Source organism: Algoriella xinjiangensis (genome assembly GCF_900115015.1).
GTDB classification, from domain to species: Bacteria; Bacteroidota; Bacteroidia; order Flavobacteriales; family Weeksellaceae; genus Empedobacter; species Empedobacter xinjiangensis.
This window is the reverse complement of record NZ_FOUZ01000003.1, coordinates 1-21,581: the sequence shown is the minus strand read 5'-3', so window position 1 is coordinate 21,581 and position 21,581 is coordinate 1. Positions and strand designations below refer to the sequence as shown.

Sequence of the window (21,581 nt, the reverse complement as noted above, 5' to 3'; positions counted from 1 at the left end):
AATTTAATTAGAGAGAAGGGTAAAAGCTTAATCTTTTTTTGATTTATTTGCTTCTTTTACGTATTTATCCAATGCCATTGTCATCGAAGGTGTTTGAGGTGTTGGCACTTCAATATCTACGCGTAATCCCATCTCTTTTGCTTGGTCGGCAGTTGATTTCCCAAAAACGGCAATTCGTGTGTTTTCTTGTACAAAATCAGAGAAATTCTCGAACAATGATTTTATTCCAGATGGTGTAAAAAATACTAAAATATCATATTTAACATCTGATAAATCTGACAAATCACTTGATACTGTTCTGAATAATGTTGCCTTTTGCCAATTTAAATTTAAACTGTCTAAAAGTTTTGGTACATCTGGTTTTAAGACGTCTGATGCTGGTAGTAAGAAATTTTCTTCTTTGTGCTTTTTGAATAACGGAACCATATCAGCAAATACTTTTTCGCCAATATAAATTTTACGTTTTCTGTACACAATATATTTCTGTAAATAGAACGCAATTGCTTCAGATTCGCAAAAATATTTCATTGAATCTGGCACAGTAAATCTTAATTCTTCTGCTAAACGAAAGAAATGATCAATTGCATTTCGGCTTGTAAAAATAACAGCTGTTACTTTTGTAAAGTCAATTTTTTGCAATCTAACTTCTTTTGCGTCAATGCCGACAACTTGGATAAAAGGTCTAAAATCAATTTTGATTTTATTTCTTTTTTCAATTTCGTAGTAAGGCGAATTTTCTGCCGGTGGTTTGGGTTGTGATACTAATATCGATTTAACTTTCATAGTAATTTTAGATTACTTTACCTATAATTAAAAGTTTTGCTAAAACCATAATAGGTAAAATTTCTAGGGTGCAAAGGTACAAAATATTATAATACCAAATAGATTTATTGTTACTAATTTGTTTGGTGTAAATATGATAAATTTCCCATATTCTATTCATAAACAACAAAATAAACCCTACAATTAACAAATATTCTTTATTAATACTTGTGTAAAAAAACAAAAAACAAATAACTAGTAAGAGCAAAACATTTTTGGCATTTACAAAACTAGAGCTTTTCATAAAGTACGAAACCGAACTTGATTCGTAAAAAACACGGTAAAAAGTAACTTCTATCAACAATCTAAAAAGCATAATTATACTGATGATACTAAACGTAATACCAACACGCGAAAGATAATTAAACCTAAAATTATCAAAATGATTGTAGGAGATATTAAAATGCGAAACCAACAGAATACTGATTAATAAAACCGTCACTCCGTTTACAATAAAACTAAACAAAGTTGTATTGTCATCCGTAAAACTCATGTATTCCGTTTTATTATTAAGTGTCTTAAAATTCTTGGCAAACAAGTATTTTGCGGCGCACACCAATAACAAACATACAGTCAAGATAATAAGCACAGTATCATTCCCAAGTGTATTTTTTCCTATCGAAATTAAATCGTCTGTTTTCATAATTTTTTCAAAAATACAAAACACTAACAATCTTATAACTATCTTTATGCCCACAAAACAAAAATTATGTCGGACAAATTAGTCATCATCCCGACCTATAACGAAAAAGAAAATATCGAAGCCATTATACGCGCCGCTTTATCTGTAGATGAAGCGTTTGATGTTTTGATTGTTGATGATAGCTCTCCAGATGGAACAAGTGATATCGTAAAACGTTTGATTCCTGAATTTAACGGCCGTTTACATTTAGAAATTCGTACAACAAAAGATGGTTTAGGCCGCGCTTATGTGCATGGTTTTAAATGGGCTTTGGCAAATAATTTTGAATATATTTTTGAAATGGATGCCGATTTTTCTCACAATCCAAAAGATTTACCTCGTTTATATCAAGCTTTAGTCGAAGGCGCAGATTTAGCAATCGGTTCTCGTTATTCTAACGGTGTAAATGTTGTAAACTGGCCTATGAATCGTGTATTGATGTCATATTTTGCATCAAAATATGTGCGTGTTATTACAAATTTACCTGTGCACGATGCCACAGCTGGTTTTGTAGGTTATCGCGCAAAAGTGTTGCAAACATTAGATTTGGATAAAATTCAGTTCAAAGGATACGGTTTTCAGATTGAAATGAAATACAAAACGTGGATTAAGAAATTTAAACTGAAAGAAGTTCCAATTATTTTTACAGATAGAACATTGGGAGAATCAAAAATTAGTTCGGATATAATTGGCGAAGCTGTTTTTGGCGTTATATCTTTACGTTTAAGAAATATGTTTGGTAAATTATGAGAAAACTAGTTTTATTTTTCGTTCTAATTATAGGTTTTTACAGTTGTACTTCTAAAAACTATGATAAACCAAAAGACTTGATTAGCAAATCTGAAATGATTGATATTATGACCGATTTATACATCAGTCAACAAGGTTTATCAATGTTTCCTACTCAAAATGAGGATCAGAATTTAAATTTCGCAAAAGATGCGGTAGATATTATGAAAGCTTATGATATTACGTTTTATACTTTTGAAGAAAGTTATAAATACTACGCAATGAATCCAGAAAAATTTAAAAAAATGCTGGACGATGTGAAACTTAAATTAGAAGATCAATATTCGAAAGAAGAAAAAGAGCGTCAAAAAAATCAGACAAATAATTTAGAAGATCTTAAAAAACAATAAAAGTTCAATCCCAAAAAGATTGAACTTTTTTATTGCTCTATATTGATTTTATCCTACATAAATCCCAAAACAATATCTCTAAATAGTACAGATTTATTTTTCTCATTAACAAAAAGTTACTTTCTAAATAAATAGAAAAATGTTCTAAAAAAACACTTATATTTGCGTAAATATAAATCCCTACTTATGCATTCGAGAAAAATAAGTAAAACAAAAAAAGTTGGATTTGGTTCGAAAACAATTAATATCAAAGATATTGCTATTGTTTCTGTTATTATCATAGTCGTAGCATTAATCATTCTACGTTTTATGAATGCATAACATCAAATCTCTTTAATACTTATTTAAAAAAAATTAAACTTATCTCATTTTGCATTGGTAATAGCTACCTCCGAGTAGTGTATAGTTAGATAGTTAGTTAAAAAGTCTTCAATAAAAATTGAAGACTTTTTTTGTTGTATTATTCTTAAAATTTTTCGCAAACAATTGAATAACTATTTGTTGTACTAGTCATTTTTCGTGCTAAAAAAATCACACGATACAAATTGCTATCTCCTGGATAACTTATATTGTATTCGCTTACTTGATCTAATTTATAATTTGAATCTAAAACTGAAAAAGTTTTCGAATTTTGAATACTTGTATTTCCTTGTGATACACTTTTTCCATCTGTTGCATATTTTCGAATTCTCATCAAATAAACAGTGGTTGCTTTTGGCAAATCTGTAACTGACGCAATTTCTGGAATTATTGTACTAGAAAATCTAAAATTAAATTTACCACAAGGCACTATTTTTGTTCCGTCTGGCGTTGTTTCAAAATACAATTCTTTGGTTTCTACAGAAAGATCTGAAATTGCTTTCGTAATTTCTGTGGCATCATGTTTCTCAACTTCACCATCTTTGTTTACAACGACTACATTATTATAATTTGCATCTTTATTAACTAATTTTAGCTCTCTAACTCTTAAATCTCCGTTCACATCTAATGCACGTGTTGGTTGATCTGTATTAACACCAACTTGAGCGCTAAGAAACGTTATGGCGCATAAATTGAGGATTAAAGTAATATATATTTTCATTATTCTTCGGTTTTATAAAATCGTTCGCAGATTAAACTATAGTTAGATGTTTTATCATCATTTTTTAATTGTGAAGCTGTAATTCTATACATATCTCCATCTCCAGGCACAATAAAATGATAGTTTACAAAAGCACCTTCTCTTAAACTAAAGGTTGTATCAATATTTTTATAGGTATTCCAATCTGCTGTAGAAAAATTCAATGTTAAATTGGAATAGCTATATCCTGTAGTTGTAGACGCGCTAATTGCTCCCCATCTTTTACCACCATAAACAAATGAAATTGCAGATATTGGTTCATTATTAAGTTTCATATAAATCTTAGAATTCTCTAATCTAAAACTTAATTTTCCGCATTGTACAATTCGTGTATTATCTGTTGCTGTAGCATTGTAAATATTTTTTACAATCTGAACTTGCTTCGTCGCATCTTCTATAATTGCAGGAATACTTACTTTATCTATATTATTATCATCATCGGCAGCTAAAACATACGTATAATCGACAGAATTTGTTTTGTCTTGTAAATTTGCAACACGCAAATTTCCGTTAATATCAAGTAATCTTGTTGGTGTTTCTGTTCCAATTCCCACTTGCGCGAACATACTAGTAGATGCAATTAAAACAATTGAGGTAATATATTTTTTCATTTTTCTAAAATTTTTCGCAAACAGTTACAAAGTCATTTGTTTTTGGAGTAGTTTGATCCAATCGATAAAAAGTTAATCGATATAAATTAGATTCACCCGGATACAATAAATACAAAACATTAAGTTCTGAATTCACAATATTTGCCCCGTAAGTTGGTAAATCTCCAAAATTATTAGTTGTAGATGTAAATGTTTTTCCAGCAGTAGGCACCTGAAATTGATACCCATTAGAACTGTAATTTTGCTCTAATGTGATATAAACAGTGACATCGCTAGTTGGAGTATTTTTTAATCGATATTGGATATTTGTATTTGCTCCAATATTTCTAAAAGCAAAATCAAATTTTCCACAAGACACAAATTTGGTATCGTCGGCTTTCCCTGTAGTTGTGCTATAAATGTTATTTAATACTTGTTTATCTGCCGTAAATTCGTCTTTAACGGGCTGTAAATCTTGTTTATTGATATAATCAATATTACCATCTGGGTTTACAACAAGAATTTTATTGTAACTTGGTGCTTGAGATTTATCTGTAAGTTCTCTAACACGAAGATTACCTTCAACATCTAAGGTTCGTTTTGGATTAGCAGTATTAATACCGACTTGAGCTGATAATATTCCTGAAAAGAATATAAAACAGCTTAATAAAATAAAATTATTCTTCATTATCATTTAATTTTTCCCTAAATCTTTATGTATAAAAGAATCAAGAATTCATATCACAATAGTTAAGAATTCGAGTAATCTAACAGATTACCAATACAATATAAGTTTTAGTAGTAGATGTTAATCCTTAAAAATCTCTCTCTAAAAATTAACTTGGCAAAATTAAATAAATAGAATGTTATTTAATCTTAAAAAGACGTTAAGCTATTCATAATTAAAATATTATGCATGCATAGATAAAAAATTAAGTTATAATGGTAATGAGGAAATGTGTAGAAATAAAAAAAGCTTTAATCGTTATGATTAAAGCTTTTTGAGGTTCCTAGCGGATTATAAGTATGCAATATGATAATTTGTTATATTGTATTGAATTCATTAAATCTTAATTAAATGCAATGAATATCAAAGTTTAATGACTTTTTCAACATTGCACATAATTGTTTCTAATTTCATTTGATTTCAATTTAGTCGGACTAATGTCGGACTCGATCTCTTACTTATAAATTAGTAATCAAAAAATAACAATTATGGCTAAAGTAAGATTTGTAGTAAAAGGATCTCAAGAAATCGTACAATTAATCATTCGAGTATCAATCTCAAGACAAAATGATTTTCAGAAAGGATCTAAAATATTCATTCCAAAAAAATATTGGAATTTTGAAGAAAAGAGACTTTACGATAAAAAAGATAAATCTTCATTTAAGAATGATGCGGATTTTATCACAACAATCAATAACTCCAATAGGCTTTTATCTTCGATTGAAAATTTCGTTTTTAATAATTTGTCAAATCCGGAATTCATTACCTCATCATTAATAGAAGATGAAATACTTAAATTTCATGGACTCCCTACATCTCATGAAACATTAATTAAAGAAAAAGAGATCGAAAGGAAAAAAGAAATTGAAAATAACAATAAACTATTATTATATATTCATAATTACAATAATATTAGAGCTAATGATTATTCTATTGAAAACTCAACAAAACAAAAATATAAATATCTTGAAAGTGTAATATCCAATTATCAAGAATACATAAATAGAGAAATTAACATCCTCGACTGTAGTAAAGAATTCTTTTTAAACTTAGAAACTTTCTTATTTGATTACAAAATGTTAATGAAATCAACAATTAGACGAATATTAAAGAATCTTAAAACCATTATATATGATGCACGAAATAACGGACTTGATGTTAATCCTAGTATAAATTTTCCTATTCAAAGAATAAAAGAAGGTGATGTAGTATATCTCAACTTTAAAGAACTGGATCAAATAAGAGATTTTACAACTGATGATAAAATATTAACCTTAACAAGAGATTGGTTGCTCATTGGATGTTATACCGGACAAAGAATTAGTGACTTTATGAGGTTTACTACTGATTGTATTAGAAAATATTTAGACAATAATGGTAATGAATATAGTATAATAGAAATAACTCAAGTCAAGACTAAAAAAAGGGTTGCTATACCTATTCATCCAATTGTAAATGAAATAATTATTAAATATAATGGATTCCCTCCATTATTCAGTTCAAAATACTCTTCTAATGCAACAATATTCAATCAACACCTTAAAATTCTATTAGAACAAATAGGTATAAATAGATTAGTATTTGCAAAAGAATTTGATGAAAATGATAAACGAAATTACATGAAAGTGATTCCGTTATATAAAGCTGCTTCATCCCATATATGTAGACGATCATTTGCTAGTAATTACTATGCACACCCAAACTTTCCAACACCATTATTAATGAGTATTACCGGACATCAATATGAAAACACTTTTTTACAATATATAGGAAAGAATGATATTAGTAATGCATTGCAAGTAGCAAAAATATTCAACGATTAATATAAATGCGTCATTAACGATATAATGACGCATTATTTTTATTTGAATTTAGTGATGCATAATCAAATCTAAATTTCTTACTCTATATTTAGTTATTCCAATCACATTAAGTTTTTTGCCTGAAATTCTTCAATACTATAAATTATTCCCTGGTACATTTGATTTTTTTGATATTATATATTGTTTTATTGCATTAATGTTTAATCACTTGATATATAAAAAACTTAAATCAGAGGATCAAAATTTACATAAAACAAAATCAATAAAGCTTAAAGAAAACAAAATTTAAAATACAACTATTTGTATCTTTACAATCTTAGATATAAATACATGATTTCAACTAACTTCCATGCAAAGTATTTTGCACATGATTTAACGCGACGATTACCATCAGATAGTGTAGGGAAATTCGTAGCTTCATTACAAGATGCTCAAGTTGATTTAAATCCTCATCAAGTTGATGCGGCTTTATTTGCTTTCCAATCTCCTTTATCAAAAGGTGCAATATTAGCTGATGAAGTTGGTCTAGGAAAAACAATTGAAGCCGGAATCATATTATCACAAAAGTGGGCTGAACGAAAAAGAAAATTATTAATTATTTCTCCATCGAATTTACGCAAACAATGGAATCAAGAACTTCTAGACAAATTTTTCTTACCATCTACAATTCTTGAATCTAAATCTTTTAACGATGAAATAAAAAAAGGTAATTTGAATCCTTTCAACCAAGAGGATCAAATCATCATTTGTTCCTATCAGTTTGCTAAAACTAAAGATGCATACATCAAACAAACAAAATGGGACTTAGTTATTATTGATGAAGCACACCGACTTCGTAACGTATACAAACCAGCAAATAAAACAGCAAACGCTATTAAGGAGGCTTTACACCCGTATAAAAAAGTATTATTAACAGCAACACCACTTCAGAATTCTATATTAGAATTGTTTGGTTTAGTTTCAATTATTGATGATTATGTTTTTGGAGATTTAAAAAGCTTTAAAGAGCAGTACTCACGTAATCTGGATGAAGATTATCTTGAGGATTTAAGAAATCGTATTCAACCTGTTTGTCATCGTACATTACGCAAACAAGTATTGGAGTACATAAACTACACGAATAGAATACCAATTTGTGAAGAGTTCTTTCCTACACCAGAAGAAGAAGATTTATATGATCTAGTTTCTGAATATTTACAGAGACCAAAACTTTATGCACTACCGAATAGTCAACGTCAATTAATGACATTAATACTTCGTAAACTACTTGCATCCTCATCATTTGCTATTTTCGGAACATTAAACACATTAGTTAATCGACTTGAAAGTATTTTAATTAAAGAATTGAATTCTGATTTGTTTGATGAAATTGATGAAGATTACGAATCGACTGATGAATTACAGGACGAATGGTATGACGACAATGATGATGATATTTCGGATGTGGTTTATTCACCTGAAGATTTAGTTAACATCCAGAAGGAATTAGATGAATTAAAGCAATATAGAAACCTAGCTGAAAAAATTCAAAAAAATTCAAAGGCGGAACACCTTTTTACAGCACTTGATAAAGGATTCAAAGAACTAGAAAATCTTGGTGCAAATAAAAAAGCATTAATATTCACAGAAAGTAGAAGAACTCAAGATTTCTTATATAAAACATTAGAAAAAAGAGGATACAAAGACAAAGTAATATTGTTTAACGGAATGAACAATGATGCTAAGTCAAAAGAAATTTATAAAAATTGGATTCAAAAGAATAAAGGTTCAGATAAAGTCACTGGATCTAAAACAGCGGATATGCGAGCAGCATTAGTAGACTATTTTAAAAATGAAGCTACTATAATGATTGCTACAGAAGCTGCATCTGAAGGAATCAATTTACAATTCTGTTCCTTAATTGTTAATTACGATATGCCTTGGAATCCTCAGCGTATTGAACAACGTATTGGTCGTTGTCATCGTTACGGACAAAAACATGACGTTGTAGTGGTTAACTTTTTAAACAAAAAGAACGAAGCTGACATCCGTGTATATGAATTATTAGAACAAAAATTTCAATTATTTGATGGCGTTTTCGGAGCTTCTGATGAGGTTTTAGGAGCAATTGGTAGTGGCGTTGATTTTGAAAAACGTATTGCAATGATTTACCAAAACTGCCGTAAACCTGAAGAAATAAAAGCGGCATTTGATGAATTACAAGAAGATTTAAAACCGCAAATTTCTGAAAAAATATTAGAAGCTAAAACTACTTTACTAGAGAATTTTGACGGAGAAGTTAGTGCAAAACTAAAAGCTAATTTATTAGAAACTACTGATTCATTATCAAAATTTGAGGAAAAATTATGGAAACTAACCAATTTTGTTTTAGTTGATAATGCTACATTCAATGATAATTTTTCATTCGAACTAAAGAAAAATCCTTTTAATGACATTAATATCAATAAAGGGAAATATATTTTACTGAGAACAGATGATAAAGGAAAAAAGAATGAAGTTCCGGAACATACTAATATTTACAGAATTGGTCATCCATTAGCGCAACAAATTATTCAAGAAGCTTCTATATTAGAAACGCCAACTCAAAAAATATCATTTAATCTTTCTAGTTCAAAATCTAAAATTAGTTACTTAGAACAGTTTATAGATGAAGAAGGTTGGATGAAAATTGTTAAACTTGAAATTGATTCTTTTGAAAAAGAAGATTACATCATTGCTTCAGCTATTTTAGATGATGGAACAGTATTAGAATCTGATATGGCTCTAAAATTATTCTCATTGGACGGAACTGAAGAAGGAGGAGTTTCACTTGATCCTGAATTTGCACAAAAACTTGAAGAAATTCACTTTGCCAATTGTCAAGAAATCATCAGTACTAACGCAATGAAAAATAATGATTTTTTTGATGAAGAAATGGATAAACTTGATCAATGGGCAGATGATATGAAACTTAGTTTAGATAAAGAGGTAAAAGACTTAGATGCCGAAATAAAACTACGTAAAGCTGAGGCTAAAAAAATCTTGAATTTAGATGAAAAAGTGAAAGCTCAAAGAACGATCAAAGAGCTTGAAAATAAGAGATCTGAAAAGCGTAGACGTTTATATTTAGCACAAGATGAGGTAGATGAAAAGAAAGAAAACCTACTTTCTGAAACAGAAAAACGTTTAGAACAAAATATAACTGAAACGGAATTGTTTGCAATTCGTTTTAAAATTCTTTAATATGACAAACGAAGAATTAATAACATTAGTAAATGAATTGCTCCAACAAGGCAAAGAATTAGAATGGCTTGAATTTAAACAAGGCGATGCGACAGATGCACAACGCTTGGGTAAATACATTTCTGGGTTAGCCAACGCTGCTAATTATAATAATGTGCCTTTTGGTTATTTGGTCTTTGGTATTAAAGATGAAACTTTGGATATTGTAGGTACAAACTATAATTACATCAATAAAAAAGAGAAAGGAAGTGAATTAGATTTTTACATTCGTAGAAACCTAAGTCCTTCTGTACATTTTCAGCATTTTGTTTGTGATTATGATGGTAATAAAATAGAAATATTTAAAATATCTGCTGCTCAAAATATCCCTGTTTCTTTTGAAAATGAAGCCTATATAAGAGTAGCTTCTAGTCTTACTGAATTAAAAAAATATCCAGATCGTATGAGAGCAATTTTAAATTCTCATATTGATTGGTCAGCAGAAATCGTACCTAATGCCACTTTAGAAGATTTAGATACTTACGCTATTCAAAAAGCAAGAGATATTTATAAAGAAAAAAACAAAAACAAGTCTTTTTATAAGGAAATAGACAATTGGACTAATGAAGTATTTCTCGATAAACTTAAAGTAACCATTAACGGTAAGGTCACTAATACAGCCTTAATATTATTGGGTAAATCAGAAGCATCACATTTATTGTCTCCTAAAGTAGCTCAAATCACTTGGAAATTAGATACCGAAGAAAAAGCATACGAGCATTTTTCTATGCCACTGTTTCTAGCAGTAAATGAGGTATTAGCTAAGATCAGAAATGTCAACTATAAGTTTTTTCCAACCAATCAATTAATTTCTATTGAAGTACCTAAATACGATAACGAAAGTATTTTAGAAGCTTTAAACAATTGTATTGCACATCAAGATTATAGTTTAAATTCTAGAATTATAGTTACTGAAAAAATAAACAAATTGATATTTGAAAATGCAGGTGGTTTTTTTGAAGGAAATGCTGAGGATTATTTTTTAGGTGAGAAAACACCTAAGAATTACCGTAATAAATGGTTGGTAGAAGCTATGGTCAATCTGAATATGATAGATTCAATGGGCTATGGTATTTTCAAAATGCTGAAAAGCCAAAAAGAGCGATATTTTCCATTACCTGATTATAGCAAGTCTAAGGGAAACGAAGTCATTTTAGAAATATATGGTCATTCTATTGACGAAAATTATTCAAAATTGCTGATAGAAAATAAAGATGGATTAGACCTTACACAAGTGATTTTACTGGATCGAATACAGAAAAAAACACCTATTACAGATGCTGCAGCCAAAATGCTGCGCACCAAGGGCTTGATTGACGGCAGAAAACCTAATTATTTTATATCGGCAAAAATTGCAGAATTGACCAACCGAAAAGCCGAATATACCCGAAATAAAGGATTAGATAAAGAAGTGCTTGAGTCATTTGTTTTAAAGCATATTGAGCATCATGGATTTGCTTCAAGATCAGAAATTAATCAATTGTTGATGGATAAACTCCCTGATTATTTGGATGAAAAGCAAAGAAAAAAGAAAATAGACAACCTATTACAGGGCATGAAGGATAGCATTCACAATGTGGGCTCTCGTACGGAATCAAAATGGGTGAAAATTAGGAAAGACTAGGAAAGGTTTAGGAAAGAAAAAAGAGATTTATCAGATAATAATAAAATGCAAATAAATGATTTTCAGCATTTTGCAATAAAATATTTTAGGAAAGCTCAGGAAAGAACTTAGGGTACGATTAGGAAAGGGAAAAGGGGTTTGTTTAACAATTATAAAATACAAATAAATGATTTTCAGTGTTTTAAAAGAGAATATTTCAGGAAAACTCAGGAAAGATAGGAATAGACTTTGGGATACTTAGGTGATGTAAAGCAATGAAAAAGACAATGCATAATAAGGATTATTCTATTGTTAATCAGGGTTCTACAAGAAAGCCTATTTGGGTATTAAGTTTATCTAATGAGTAACCAAAGAATATTTTTAGACAAACTTTTCCAATTTTAGACAAACTTTAGTTGAACTTCGGAAAGATTAGGGATAAACTTAGGGCAATCTAGGGAAGATTAGGGATAAACTTAGGGCAATCTAGGGAAGATTAGGGATAAAAAAGCACGAATCCTGTCCATCCTAAAATCTCTAAATCATGTTCAAGACTATTTAACAACAAAATAAAGATTATAGTAACACACTATGGCACAAAATAAAAACTTACAAAAATTAGAATTAACGTGGATTGGTAAAGGCGATGAACCCAAGCTAGAACCTCGTATTTTAATAGAAAACCCAGAATACTCATACGGTGACCCAAACACCGAAAACATGCTGATACATGGCGACAACCTTTTAGCATTAAAAGCCCTAGAACAAGATTATGCAGGTAAAGTTAAATGTATCTATATAGACCCTCCCTATAATACTGGTAATGCCTTTGAGCATTATGATGATGGTATTGAACATTCCTTATGGCTTAATTTGATGAAACCTCGTTTAGAGTTATTAAGAAATTTATTAAGTAGTGATGGATCGATATGGATTTCTATTGACTCAGATGAAAGTCATTATTTAAAAGTATTATGTGATATGGTTTTTGGTCGAAGAAATTTTATAGACGAGGTAGTTTGGCAAAGAGCTTTTTCTCCTATCAACCTAAAGAAAACATTATCTAGAAGTCATGATATAATTTTAGTTTATGCTAAAGATTCAATAGGTTTTGAATTAAATAAACTCCCACGATCAGCTGAGGCTACAAAATCTTATAAAAATTTAGATAATGACCATAGAGGTCCTTGGACATCAGGTGATTTATCTGTTGGACCAATTATAGAGTCTAAAGTTTATGAAATTACGACTCCGTCAGGTAGAAAAGTATTACCACCAGAAGGATATTGTTGGAGACTCTCGAAGGAGCGATTTGAGGAATATGTTATGGACAATAGAATCTGGTTTGGAGCAAAAGGTGATGGTGTACCACGTATTAAAAGGTTTTTATCTGAAGTAAAAGATGGTGTAACTCCGATGACATTGTGGACTTATCAAGAAGTTGGTCATAACCAAGATGCTAAAAAAGAAGCTAAAGTTTTTAATTCAGATAGTGTTTTTGCAACACCAAAACCAGAAAGATTAATAGAAAGGGTAATTCATCTTGCATCTAATAAAGGAGATTTAGTATTAGATTCTTTTGTGGGTTCAGGTACTACAGCTGCTGTTGCTCATAAAATGGGGCGTAAATACATTGGTATTGAATTAGGTGAACACGCTATTACACATTGTTATCCACGTCTTAAGCAAGTAGTAGATGGTGAGCAAGGTGGTATTTCTAAAGCGGTCAATTGGCAAGGTGGCGGTGGTTTCAAGTTTTATACCTTAGCTCCTAGTTTATTAAAGAAAGACAAATTTGGGCAATGGATTATGTCCGATGAGTACAATGCCGATATGTTAGCCGCTGCTATGGCAAAACAAGAAGGTTTTAAATACAACCCAAGCGAAACGCAATTCTGGAAACAAGGGAACTCATCAGAGCAAGATTTTATTTTCACAACTACGCAGTTTTTGACTGTTCAGCAGTTAGAAGCTATTGCAGAAGATATGCAGGCAGGCGAAAGTTTATTAATTTGTTGCAAAGCATTCCAAACAGAATGTAAAAACAAGTTTCCAAACATTACCATCAAAAAAATACCGCAATTGTTATTAGACCGTTGCGAATTCGGTAAAGACGATTACAGTTTAAATATCGTCAATCTACCACAAGAAGATAACCAAGAAGACTACGATGTAGAAGAAGAAATTGAAAATGATGAGGAAGTAGTTGATACAAAAGAAAATAACCAAAAATCATTATTTGATTAACTATGAATCAAAACACTATTAACCAAATAAAACAACGTTTATCGTTGCGTTTACCTTTAGCAGAAGCGTTAGAAGTTACAGCAACCATAGCAGATCATATTCCTCTAAATAAAACGAAAAGAAATACTACTGTTCAGGAAGATTTACAAGTCATAAAAGGCTTGTATCCTTTTTGTACAGATTTTCAGCGTGCATTTCCTTCCATCACCCACAACATAGCTACGGGTGTTGGTAAAACACGTTTAATGGGGGCTATCATTACCTATTTGTATTTAGCCAAAGGCGTTAAGAATTTCTTTATTCTAGCACCTAACTTAACCATTTACGAAAAGCTAATCAAAGATTTCGGAGACCCAGCGTACAGTAAATATGTATTCAATGGCATTTCAGAATTTGTACACAATCGCCCTGTAATTATTACTGGAGATAATTATGCTCAACAAGGGGCTTTGTTCAACGAATCAGAAGTACGCATCAATATTTTCAATATTTCTAAGTTCAATTCAGAAAATAAAGGTTCTAAAACGAAAGGTGTTGCATTAGCACCTAAAATGAAACGTTTATCTGAATACTTAGGAGAATCATATTGGCAACATCTTTCATCTTTAGATGATCTAGTAGTCTTAATGGATGAAGCTCACCGCTATCATGCAGATGCTTCTAAAAAAGCAATTGATGAACTAAATCCTGTATTAGGTATAGAATTAACTGCTACACCAATTGATGAAAAGGGAAAACCTTTCAAAAACATTGTTTACGAGTATACCTTAGCCAAAGCTTTAGCAGATGGTTTGTATGTTAAAAATCCTACGATTGCTAAACGTAAAAACTTCGATCCAAAAGGTGAAAGTTCAGAAAAAATAGAGCAAGTGAAGTTAGAAGATGCCATTTCTATTCACCAACAAACCAAAACAGATTTAGAATTATACGCACTAAATAACAACCAAAAAGTCGTAAAACCTTTTGTTTTGGTAGTTTGTAAAGATATTACGCATGCCAAAGCGGTTTATGATTATATCAATTCAACTACTTTTTACGAAGGGCAATACATAGGGAAAGTTTTACAAATAGATTCTTCTACTAAAAAAGATGAAGAAATTGAACAACTTTTTGTTTCATTAGAAAACCCAGAAAATGAAATAGAAATTGTTATTCACGTCAATATGTTAAAAGAAGGTTGGGACGTTTCTAACCTGTACACAATTGTGCCTTTACGTGCTGCAAATGCATCAGTTTTAATTGAGCAAACTATTGGACGAGGATTAAGACTTCCTTTTGGTGGAAAACGAACAGGGGAAGCTAATATAGATAAATTAACGGTAATCGCTCATGATAATTTTGATGCAGTTATTGCTGAAGCTCAAAATCCAGAATCTATTCTTAATAAGATTTCATTTATTGAATTTGATGAAGATGAAGTAAAAGAGAAAACTATTGCTACAACATCTGTATCGAAAGCTGAAAAAGAAATTGAAGAAGAGCAAGCAAAAGTTGATGCGATTGTTGATGTACAAGAAAAACAGACAGCCCAAAATCAAGTTGATGCTAAAAAGGCTATTATTTCTGTATTACCAACATTAAATAAAATTCCAGAGATAAAGAAGGTTGAAGATTTTGCTAAACCCGAAGCGAAAGCTAAAGTTATTGAGCAAATAAAAGAAACATTCAATCAAGGACAAGGTAATTTGTTTGCAGATGATATTGTAAAGGAAGCTGAAACAATATATGAAACAGTAGTTTCTAATTACAAAAAACAAATTATTGAAATACCTCGTATGGACTTAGTTCAAGGGGATGCTCATGCTTATTTTGAAGATTTTGATTTAGATATTTCCGGATTTCAGCTTAAAGCATTCGATGATGAAATTTTAAGACAAAGTTTATCTGATAAAAAAGATATAGAAACTCTTAGAGCTGTTTCTAGTGGTAATTATGGTAATCCTATCAATAATATCATTGTAGAATTATTAAATTATTCGGATGTAGATTATGATGATAATGCTGAATTATTACATAAGCTAGCAAAACAAGCCTATGGTGCAATAGAAGCTAGTAATTCAGATGAAAAAGATATGAAAAAAGCAGTATTTCAATTTAAGAAAACCATTGCTGATCGTATCTACCTTCAAATGAAAAACCATTTCAAAATTGAATACAGCAACTACGAAAAACCAAACGTATTACCATTTACCAAAATAGAATCACATAATTTTAAGGCATTAGATAATAATGGTTTTAAAGATTATAGAGATACTATCTCACCTGTTAGTTTAGTACCAAAGTATGTATTTACAGGTTTTGAAAAAGCATGTCATTTTGAATACAAGTTTGATTCAAACACAGAAAAAGAATTAGCATTTGTACTTGAGAATGATAGTACAGTAGTAAAATGGTTAAGACCGGCAAGCAATCAATTCCGTATTTATTGGGATAATAACTCTAAACGTTACGAACCGGATTTTGTAGTTGAAACTGAAGATGCAATTTATATGATAGAACCAAAATCTAAAGATAAAATGCAAGATTCAGATGTACTACAAAAAGAAGATGCAGCTAAAACATACTGTAAATATGCTACCGCGTACAATTTAGAAAACGGTGGTAAACCTTGGCATTATTTATTAATTCCACACGACGAAATTAATAAAACAATAAATTTTGCATACTTACTAAATAAGTTCCTAACAAAATAATCTATGATTAATAAAGAAGAACTATATAATTTTGAAGACGTTAGTGATTTAGAGCTTAATTACACTTCTAAATTAAATCAATGGCTTATTCAAAATGAAGATTATAACGAACGTAAATTTTTAAAAGAAGCTATTTTATTTAACGAAAAAAGTATTTCACACCTAACAATATTATCTGAACTAGAAGAAGAATACTCCATAAATAATGCTGAAGCAATTCTAAAAAGTTATCAACTATCCGTTAGAAACATTAGTAAACCGCTCGATTTTCAAATTAACAGAAAAGATACTGATTCAACCAAATCTTTAATTTCATATTTATATGAACTATACGGATTAGTAGGCAGATATCTAAAAAAAATAAAGTCGGAAGATGCTACCGTTACTAAAGTTAATATTAAAAATATTTTAAAAGAGTATACTAATGAAATATTTGTCGATTATATTTTAGTAGATGATTATATCAATGACTTTTTAAATGAAAACTTCTATTTCACCAGCTTTTTAAAAAAATATAATTCAAATAACTGGGAAAATGATATCGAAAAATATAGCTTTTTTGACTTTAATAAATTTCACGAACATTTATATCACAAAAATGAAGTTGTAAAAATTTTAAAGAAAAAATTTAAAACCAAAAAATCATTTAATAATCTAAAATTCGATTCAAAAGTCGACAGTGATTTTGCTCTAAAGATTTACATGTTAGAAAAAATGGGAATAATTGATCAACTAAAAGTCAATTATCAAATTGAAGACAGTAAAATTGAAGATTTTATAGCTGACTTACTAGGTTGCACTAATAGAACAGTAAGAAAATCATACCTAGTTAAGTCCGTATCTCCTTCATATAAAAGAATAGCTGAATCTTATATCGAAAATCTTAATAGCCTAATGAGAAAAGAGATGGAAGGAACTCCCCGAAAAAAATTAGGTTTATTTCTTAAGAATAAAAAATAAACACCTGTTTAACAATTATTTAAAAAGTGTGGAAAGCGTTTTTAGCTTTCCACATTTTTTTTTGATAAATCTTTGCATCAACAAATTAAGAAAACAGTTATGAACACATTAACACTCTACAATGTAGACGCAGATGATCTTATTATAAAGATCAAAACAATAGTAGAAAAAACTATTAACCAACAAAAAGAGATCTTGACAATGGAAGTTGAATTTCTTACTCGAGAAGAAACTGCAAGAATCTTAAAAATAGATTTAAGCACACTTTATCGTTGGACAACTAAAGGAATAATTTCTCAGTACGGACTGGGTAACAAACGCTATTACTTACGCTCTGAAATCGAACAGAAACTTCTAAGTAATAAATTAAACTAACCTCACTTATATTGGTTTAAACGACCTTTTATTAAACTGAATTTTAATAATTAAAAAAGTATCCAATATCAATAATGATAATCTGGACAGGGCTTCTCATGCCCAAAATGTAACTTTCAAATTTATATATTTATGAGTATTTTAAATGAAAAGTCTTACGTAGTATGTAAGCAAATAGAAAACTTAGAATTTACAGTTGCTAACGTTTTAAAAGAATTTCTTCATCAATTTTCAATAGTTGATCAAGACGATATTCTAATCTCGGCTCGAGATAAAAAACTTATATCAAATTTCATTTGTCTATCCGGATATGTTGAACGTTTTGAGAACGAAAACGACATATTTGAATATGAGAATCTTTCTGAAGATCAATTTAATGAACTATTAAACAGCAATTTAATTGCTAGTAATGCATATTCAGAAATAATAGAAACTCTGAATATTGATTTTAATTTATTTAAAGAACTATTGAACTCCGCTTTAGAGCTATTTGTAATAGATAAATATGAAGATGTTTTTATTGGCAGTAGTCATTATTTAGCTCAATTTATGGTGAACAATTATCATAACATGAACTTTAATGATAAAATTTCTTTAAAAAATGATAAATCTTTGTATGGTTTTAAAATTCTTAAACGTAATCTACCACTTGTCACAAAAGTAAATAGCTTAATTATTAATAGTCATTTAAATGGAATTTTTGAATTAATTGACTATGCTTTAAAAAACTTAAATAAAACATCGAATTTTGATCAGTTTTATCAAGAGTATTGTGAAGACAATAATCTGAAGTTTATTATAAAATATATTTTTAAGGATATCGAATTAAAAGGATTAGATAATCGAAAAATAAGATTCTTTATCAATAAATTTAAAAAGGCAGCAAAAAATTATCTGGTGAATAAAACTTATGAAATTGACTATTTAATAAATCAATATGATTATGTATTAATTACTGAGTTTGAAAAGAACAAATTCTTAAAAACAACGGATTTTATTATAAATAATTTCATAATAAGTCATAATGATTATGTGCATTTTTCATTATTAAAAAGATTTACAGAAGTTTATGGATTCTCTACCTCTATAATTTTTGAAGGCAGTCCAATATATCAAATGATCCAAAAAACATATAATGATTTTGTAACAAACAAAAGTGAATTATCATTTAATAAATATTGTGAAACCATTTCAGAGATTAGTCTAAAACTAAATAAAGAAAGAAAAAAACTAAATAAAATTGATTTAAATGACGACAATAAATCAAATAAAATAATTGATTTATTAGTAAGCGAAAATTCTGAATTTACTATAAAAAACAGTAATGGGAATAAAGAATATTATTGCTCTATCCATAACTTATTCTGGGTTGAAAATGTTTTATGTATAGTGAATTCTATTATGAATGATGAATATTTATGGTATGTATTCAATAATCTTAGTAAGGCAAATCTTGTATTCTTTGTTAGTTATGACAACAATTTAAAAATTCTTTTTAGAGATTATTTATGCCATGAAACTCAACTCATCAAAGAGGAAAACATTGAAAAGGTATTTACAATAATTGATCAGATAAAAAAACTAAACTAGATTATTTAAAGGCTCCATTTGGAGCCTTTTTTAAAAAAAATTAAATATGAAAAAGATTTTTTTACCCAATAAAATTGATATCGAAAAAATAATAATTGCATCTAACAATCAATTTCTAAATAGCATAACTGGAAAATTAGAAAAGTACGATTTCGATATAAAAAAGCTAAGAATTGAATCTATTTATTATATTTTATATCTAATATTCTATTCAACAATTCATCGATTAAATGTTAAAAATCAAGAAGAAAAAAATAAATATGTAAATACCAATCAATTTATATTTAACGATGTGTATATTGATTTACCATCAACTTTATTACAATCTATTGATCGTGATTATCATAAGATCATGAAATTTCTTACTAATCAACATTTGAATTATGATAATTTATTATTTAGAAATGAATATAAAAATGGAAAATCATTTAGTTATTCTATGAACTATACTTATATTAATTCCGGATATAAAATTATTGATCTCACAAGATTATCAATTATTAATAATATAAAAAAAAACTGTACAATATCGATCAAAGGGAAAATAATTGACAAGAAACTAAAAAAACTAAAAAATGATTTTCTAACTAAGTTCGATATCAATTTTGATAAACTTTCAAATAAATTAATGAGTCAAAATATTATTTCAGAATACTCATCACTAATATCTCTATTTGATTATCACAACGGAAGAAGATGGATGAGCTTAAATGATAAAACTGACGGTAGACTTCATACAAATTTCACTAATTTATCTTCACAATACAGAAAATTAATTACGAATAAATCTGGTGAAAATCTGGCTGAATTAGACATTAGCAGTTGTATTCCCTATTTATTTATTATCAGCTTAATGTATAATACTAAATTAAAAAATCTAATTATTGAAAATGATAATTTAGTATTATATCAAGTGATTTTTGAAGATATTATTAATTATTATACCAAAAATGAAATTACTGAATCATTAATTAAAGAATTAAAACAGATTTATGTTGATATTCTTGATAATAATTTTTATAAACGCTTTACTACTGGCAGTGATCTACAAAAAAGCGATATACTCAGTCTTTTCTTTTGTGAAATAGGAACTAAACAGAAAGTAGAACAAAAATTAAAAGAATTATATCCACATATTCATTATATACTAAATCAATTAAAAAATAATCAAACATGGATAAAAAAATATGGTTATCCACCCTATGAGAATTGTAACAAGGTTTTAGCACATTATCTATTCCATATAGAAGCTTCAATTATGTTATTTAAGTTAATTGACAATATAAAAAAATATAATAAAAATATAGAAATAATAACTATACACGATTGTGTTATGATTTCAAATAAATATCTAGATGAAGTAAAATTAATTATGGAAAATACATTTAAAGAACATATAAGTTTCCCTCCTAAATTAAAAGTAAAAATATAAGTCAACTATTACCATATTATGTTAGTAAAAACAGCTTAAACACTTATAAACAGTGAGTTTAAAAAGTATAAAACCCTTTAGTAATTTACATTTTTACTAAAGGGTTTGCTATTAAAACATGTAAGCTAAAGAAACTTTAAAGTTACTATTTTTTAATGTTCCAGTTACATCATAATCATCTTCATTCTTAGATTTATTATAAGCATCAATTAAACCAAAATCATAACCTATAGATAATTGATAATTCTTTTTATATTCAACACCTGCTTTAAAACCTAAACCTAAATCAAATCTTTTTAAACCAGAATCATCAGAAAAGGTATTATATTTTGTGTTTTCATAGCTATCATAATACCAATCTGATTCTGCTACTTCCATCTTACCTCCGATTCCATAAGCGAAATAGGGTCCTACACTACCTCTGTAATCTTCCCTAAAAAACGGACCGTTTAAAAATATAGTTTATTAACTTAGGGATAATTATGAAACAGAGCAATTTTACAGAAGTTCAGATCGT

The 21,581-nt window shown here is 28.8% G+C and carries 18 protein-coding genes; 12 read left to right on the top strand and 6 right to left on the bottom strand.

The window, feature by feature from the left end; translation table 11 throughout:
* Positions 1-27: 27 nt before the first annotated feature.
* Positions 28-783 (bottom strand): uroporphyrinogen-III synthase, encoded by a 756-nt coding sequence (locus BM072_RS03255; RefSeq protein WP_092906517.1) that lies wholly within the window; start codon positions 781-783, stop codon positions 28-30.
* Positions 784-790: 7 nt separating this feature from the next.
* Positions 791-1,465, bottom strand: a complete 675-nt coding sequence (locus tag BM072_RS03250) for a DUF4271 domain-containing protein (RefSeq protein WP_092906515.1) — start codon at positions 1,463-1,465, stop codon at positions 791-793.
* A gap of 66 nt (positions 1,466-1,531) precedes the next feature.
* Between BM072_RS03250 and BM072_RS03245 the strand changes: the two genes are divergently transcribed.
* The 3 genes from BM072_RS03245 (at position 1,532) to BM072_RS15565 (ending at position 2,964) form a co-directional block, all read left to right on the top strand.
* Entirely contained in the window at positions 1,532-2,254 is a 723-nt protein-coding gene (locus BM072_RS03245) for a polyprenol monophosphomannose synthase (protein ID WP_092906513.1), read from the top strand.
* Positions 2,251-2,643 carry a DUF4296 domain-containing protein gene (locus BM072_RS03240; RefSeq protein ID WP_092906511.1) on the top strand — a complete coding sequence of 131 codons (393 nt, stop codon included), beginning with the start codon at positions 2,251-2,253 and terminating at the stop codon, positions 2,641-2,643. Before BM072_RS03245 ends, BM072_RS03240 begins: the two co-directional genes overlap by 4 nt.
* Positions 2,644-2,829: 186 nt before the next feature.
* Positions 2,830-2,964 carry a hypothetical protein gene (locus BM072_RS15565; RefSeq protein ID WP_260562368.1) on the top strand — a complete coding sequence of 45 codons (135 nt, stop codon included), beginning with the start codon at positions 2,830-2,832 and terminating at the stop codon, positions 2,962-2,964.
* 145 nt (positions 2,965-3,109) lie between these two features.
* On the opposite strand, the gene BM072_RS03235 is transcribed toward BM072_RS15565, so the two are convergent.
* From BM072_RS03235 to BM072_RS03225, 3 genes are read right to left on the bottom strand one after another with little or no spacing between them, the layout of a single operon-like run.
* Positions 3,110-3,724 (bottom strand): hypothetical protein, encoded by a 615-nt coding sequence (locus BM072_RS03235; RefSeq protein ID WP_092906509.1) that lies wholly within the window; start codon positions 3,722-3,724, stop codon positions 3,110-3,112.
* Positions 3,724-4,374 (bottom strand): hypothetical protein, encoded by a 651-nt coding sequence (locus BM072_RS03230; RefSeq protein WP_092906507.1) that lies wholly within the window; start codon positions 4,372-4,374, stop codon positions 3,724-3,726. Before BM072_RS03230 ends, BM072_RS03235 begins: the two co-directional genes overlap by 1 nt.
* A 4-nt stretch (positions 4,375-4,378) precedes the next feature.
* Complete coding sequence (locus BM072_RS03225) at positions 4,379-5,041, bottom strand: hypothetical protein (RefSeq protein WP_092906505.1); 663 nt, start codon at positions 5,039-5,041, stop codon at positions 4,379-4,381.
* A 527-nt stretch (positions 5,042-5,568) separates the two neighbouring features.
* On the opposite strand from BM072_RS03225, the gene BM072_RS03220 reads away from it, so the two are divergent.
* The 9 genes from BM072_RS03220 to BM072_RS03180 all read left to right on the top strand — a co-directional run bounded on the left by BM072_RS03220 (position 5,569) and on the right by BM072_RS03180 (position 21,064).
* The gene (locus BM072_RS03220) at positions 5,569-6,903 is read left to right on the top strand and encodes a tyrosine-type recombinase/integrase (protein ID WP_092906503.1); all 1,335 of its coding nucleotides are present in this window, start codon (positions 5,569-5,571) and stop codon (positions 6,901-6,903) included.
* A gap of 330 nt (positions 6,904-7,233) precedes the next feature.
* Positions 7,234-10,125 (top strand): SNF2-related protein, encoded by a 2,892-nt coding sequence (locus BM072_RS03215; protein ID WP_221405161.1) that lies wholly within the window; start codon positions 7,234-7,236, stop codon positions 10,123-10,125.
* Between the two features lies 1 nt (position 10,126).
* On the top strand, positions 10,127-11,788 hold the full coding sequence (locus BM072_RS03210) for an RNA-binding domain-containing protein (protein ID WP_092906501.1): 1,662 nt from the start codon (positions 10,127-10,129) through the stop codon (positions 11,786-11,788).
* Between the two features lie 570 nt (positions 11,789-12,358).
* Complete coding sequence (locus tag BM072_RS03205; RefSeq protein WP_092906499.1) at positions 12,359-14,014, top strand: site-specific DNA-methyltransferase; 1,656 nt, start codon at positions 12,359-12,361, stop codon at positions 14,012-14,014.
* A gap of 2 nt (positions 14,015-14,016) precedes the next feature.
* Complete coding sequence (locus BM072_RS03200) at positions 14,017-16,707, top strand: DEAD/DEAH box helicase (protein WP_092906497.1); 2,691 nt, start codon at positions 14,017-14,019, stop codon at positions 16,705-16,707.
* Positions 16,708-16,710: 3 nt separating this feature from the next.
* On the top strand, positions 16,711-17,667 hold the full coding sequence (locus tag BM072_RS03195) for a hypothetical protein (protein ID WP_092906495.1): 957 nt from the start codon (positions 16,711-16,713) through the stop codon (positions 17,665-17,667).
* 99 nt (positions 17,668-17,766) lie between these two features.
* Positions 17,767-18,042, top strand: a complete 276-nt coding sequence (locus BM072_RS03190) for a helix-turn-helix domain-containing protein (RefSeq protein WP_092906493.1) — start codon at positions 17,767-17,769, stop codon at positions 18,040-18,042.
* Positions 18,043-18,174: 132 nt separating this feature from the next.
* Positions 18,175-19,632 (top strand): hypothetical protein, encoded by a 1,458-nt coding sequence (locus BM072_RS03185; protein WP_092906491.1) that lies wholly within the window; start codon positions 18,175-18,177, stop codon positions 19,630-19,632.
* 46 nt (positions 19,633-19,678) lie between these two features.
* Positions 19,679-21,064 carry a hypothetical protein gene (locus tag BM072_RS03180; RefSeq protein WP_092906489.1) on the top strand — a complete coding sequence of 462 codons (1,386 nt, stop codon included), beginning with the start codon at positions 19,679-19,681 and terminating at the stop codon, positions 21,062-21,064.
* A 111-nt stretch (positions 21,065-21,175) separates the two neighbouring features.
* Here BM072_RS03180 and BM072_RS03175 read toward each other — a convergent pair whose 3' ends face one another.
* On the bottom strand, positions 21,176-21,523 hold the full coding sequence (locus BM072_RS03175) for an outer membrane beta-barrel protein (RefSeq protein WP_143080470.1): 348 nt from the start codon (positions 21,521-21,523) through the stop codon (positions 21,176-21,178).
* Positions 21,524-21,581 lie beyond the last annotated feature (58 nt).

What these genes read in the sequence shown, in the direction of transcription:
- BM072_RS03245 (WP_092906513.1), top strand. Translation starts at nt 1,532, where the DNA reads ATGTCGGACAAATTAGTCATCATCCCGACCTATAACGAAAAAGAAAAT.
- BM072_RS03230 (WP_092906507.1), bottom strand. Translation starts at nt 4,374, where the DNA reads ATGAAAAAATATATTACCTCAATTGTTTTAATTGCATCTACTAGTATG.
- BM072_RS03180 (WP_092906489.1), top strand. Translation starts at nt 19,679, where the DNA reads ATGAAAAAGATTTTTTTACCCAATAAAATTGATATCGAAAAAATAATA.
- BM072_RS03240 (WP_092906511.1), top strand. Translation starts at nt 2,251, where the DNA reads ATGAGAAAACTAGTTTTATTTTTCGTTCTAATTATAGGTTTTTACAGT.
- BM072_RS03195 (WP_092906495.1), top strand. Translation starts at nt 16,711, where the DNA reads ATGATTAATAAAGAAGAACTATATAATTTTGAAGACGTTAGTGATTTA.
- BM072_RS03205 (WP_092906499.1), top strand. Translation starts at nt 12,359, where the DNA reads ATGGCACAAAATAAAAACTTACAAAAATTAGAATTAACGTGGATTGGT.
- BM072_RS15565 (WP_260562368.1), top strand. Translation starts at nt 2,830, where the DNA reads ATGCATTCGAGAAAAATAAGTAAAACAAAAAAAGTTGGATTTGGTTCG.
- BM072_RS03215 (WP_221405161.1), top strand. Translation starts at nt 7,234, where the DNA reads ATGATTTCAACTAACTTCCATGCAAAGTATTTTGCACATGATTTAACG.
- BM072_RS03255 (WP_092906517.1), bottom strand. Translation starts at nt 783, where the DNA reads ATGAAAGTTAAATCGATATTAGTATCACAACCCAAACCACCGGCAGAA.
- BM072_RS03200 (WP_092906497.1), top strand. Translation starts at nt 14,017, where the DNA reads ATGAATCAAAACACTATTAACCAAATAAAACAACGTTTATCGTTGCGT.
- BM072_RS03225 (WP_092906505.1), bottom strand. Translation starts at nt 5,041, where the DNA reads ATGAAGAATAATTTTATTTTATTAAGCTGTTTTATATTCTTTTCAGGA.
- BM072_RS03235 (WP_092906509.1), bottom strand. Translation starts at nt 3,724, where the DNA reads ATGAAAATATATATTACTTTAATCCTCAATTTATGCGCCATAACGTTT.
- BM072_RS03250 (WP_092906515.1), bottom strand. Translation starts at nt 1,465, where the DNA reads ATGAAAACAGACGATTTAATTTCGATAGGAAAAAATACACTTGGGAAT.
- BM072_RS03220 (WP_092906503.1), top strand. Translation starts at nt 5,569, where the DNA reads ATGGCTAAAGTAAGATTTGTAGTAAAAGGATCTCAAGAAATCGTACAA.
- BM072_RS03190 (WP_092906493.1), top strand. Translation starts at nt 17,767, where the DNA reads ATGAACACATTAACACTCTACAATGTAGACGCAGATGATCTTATTATA.
- BM072_RS03210 (WP_092906501.1), top strand. Translation starts at nt 10,127, where the DNA reads ATGACAAACGAAGAATTAATAACATTAGTAAATGAATTGCTCCAACAA.
- BM072_RS03185 (WP_092906491.1), top strand. Translation starts at nt 18,175, where the DNA reads ATGAGTATTTTAAATGAAAAGTCTTACGTAGTATGTAAGCAAATAGAA.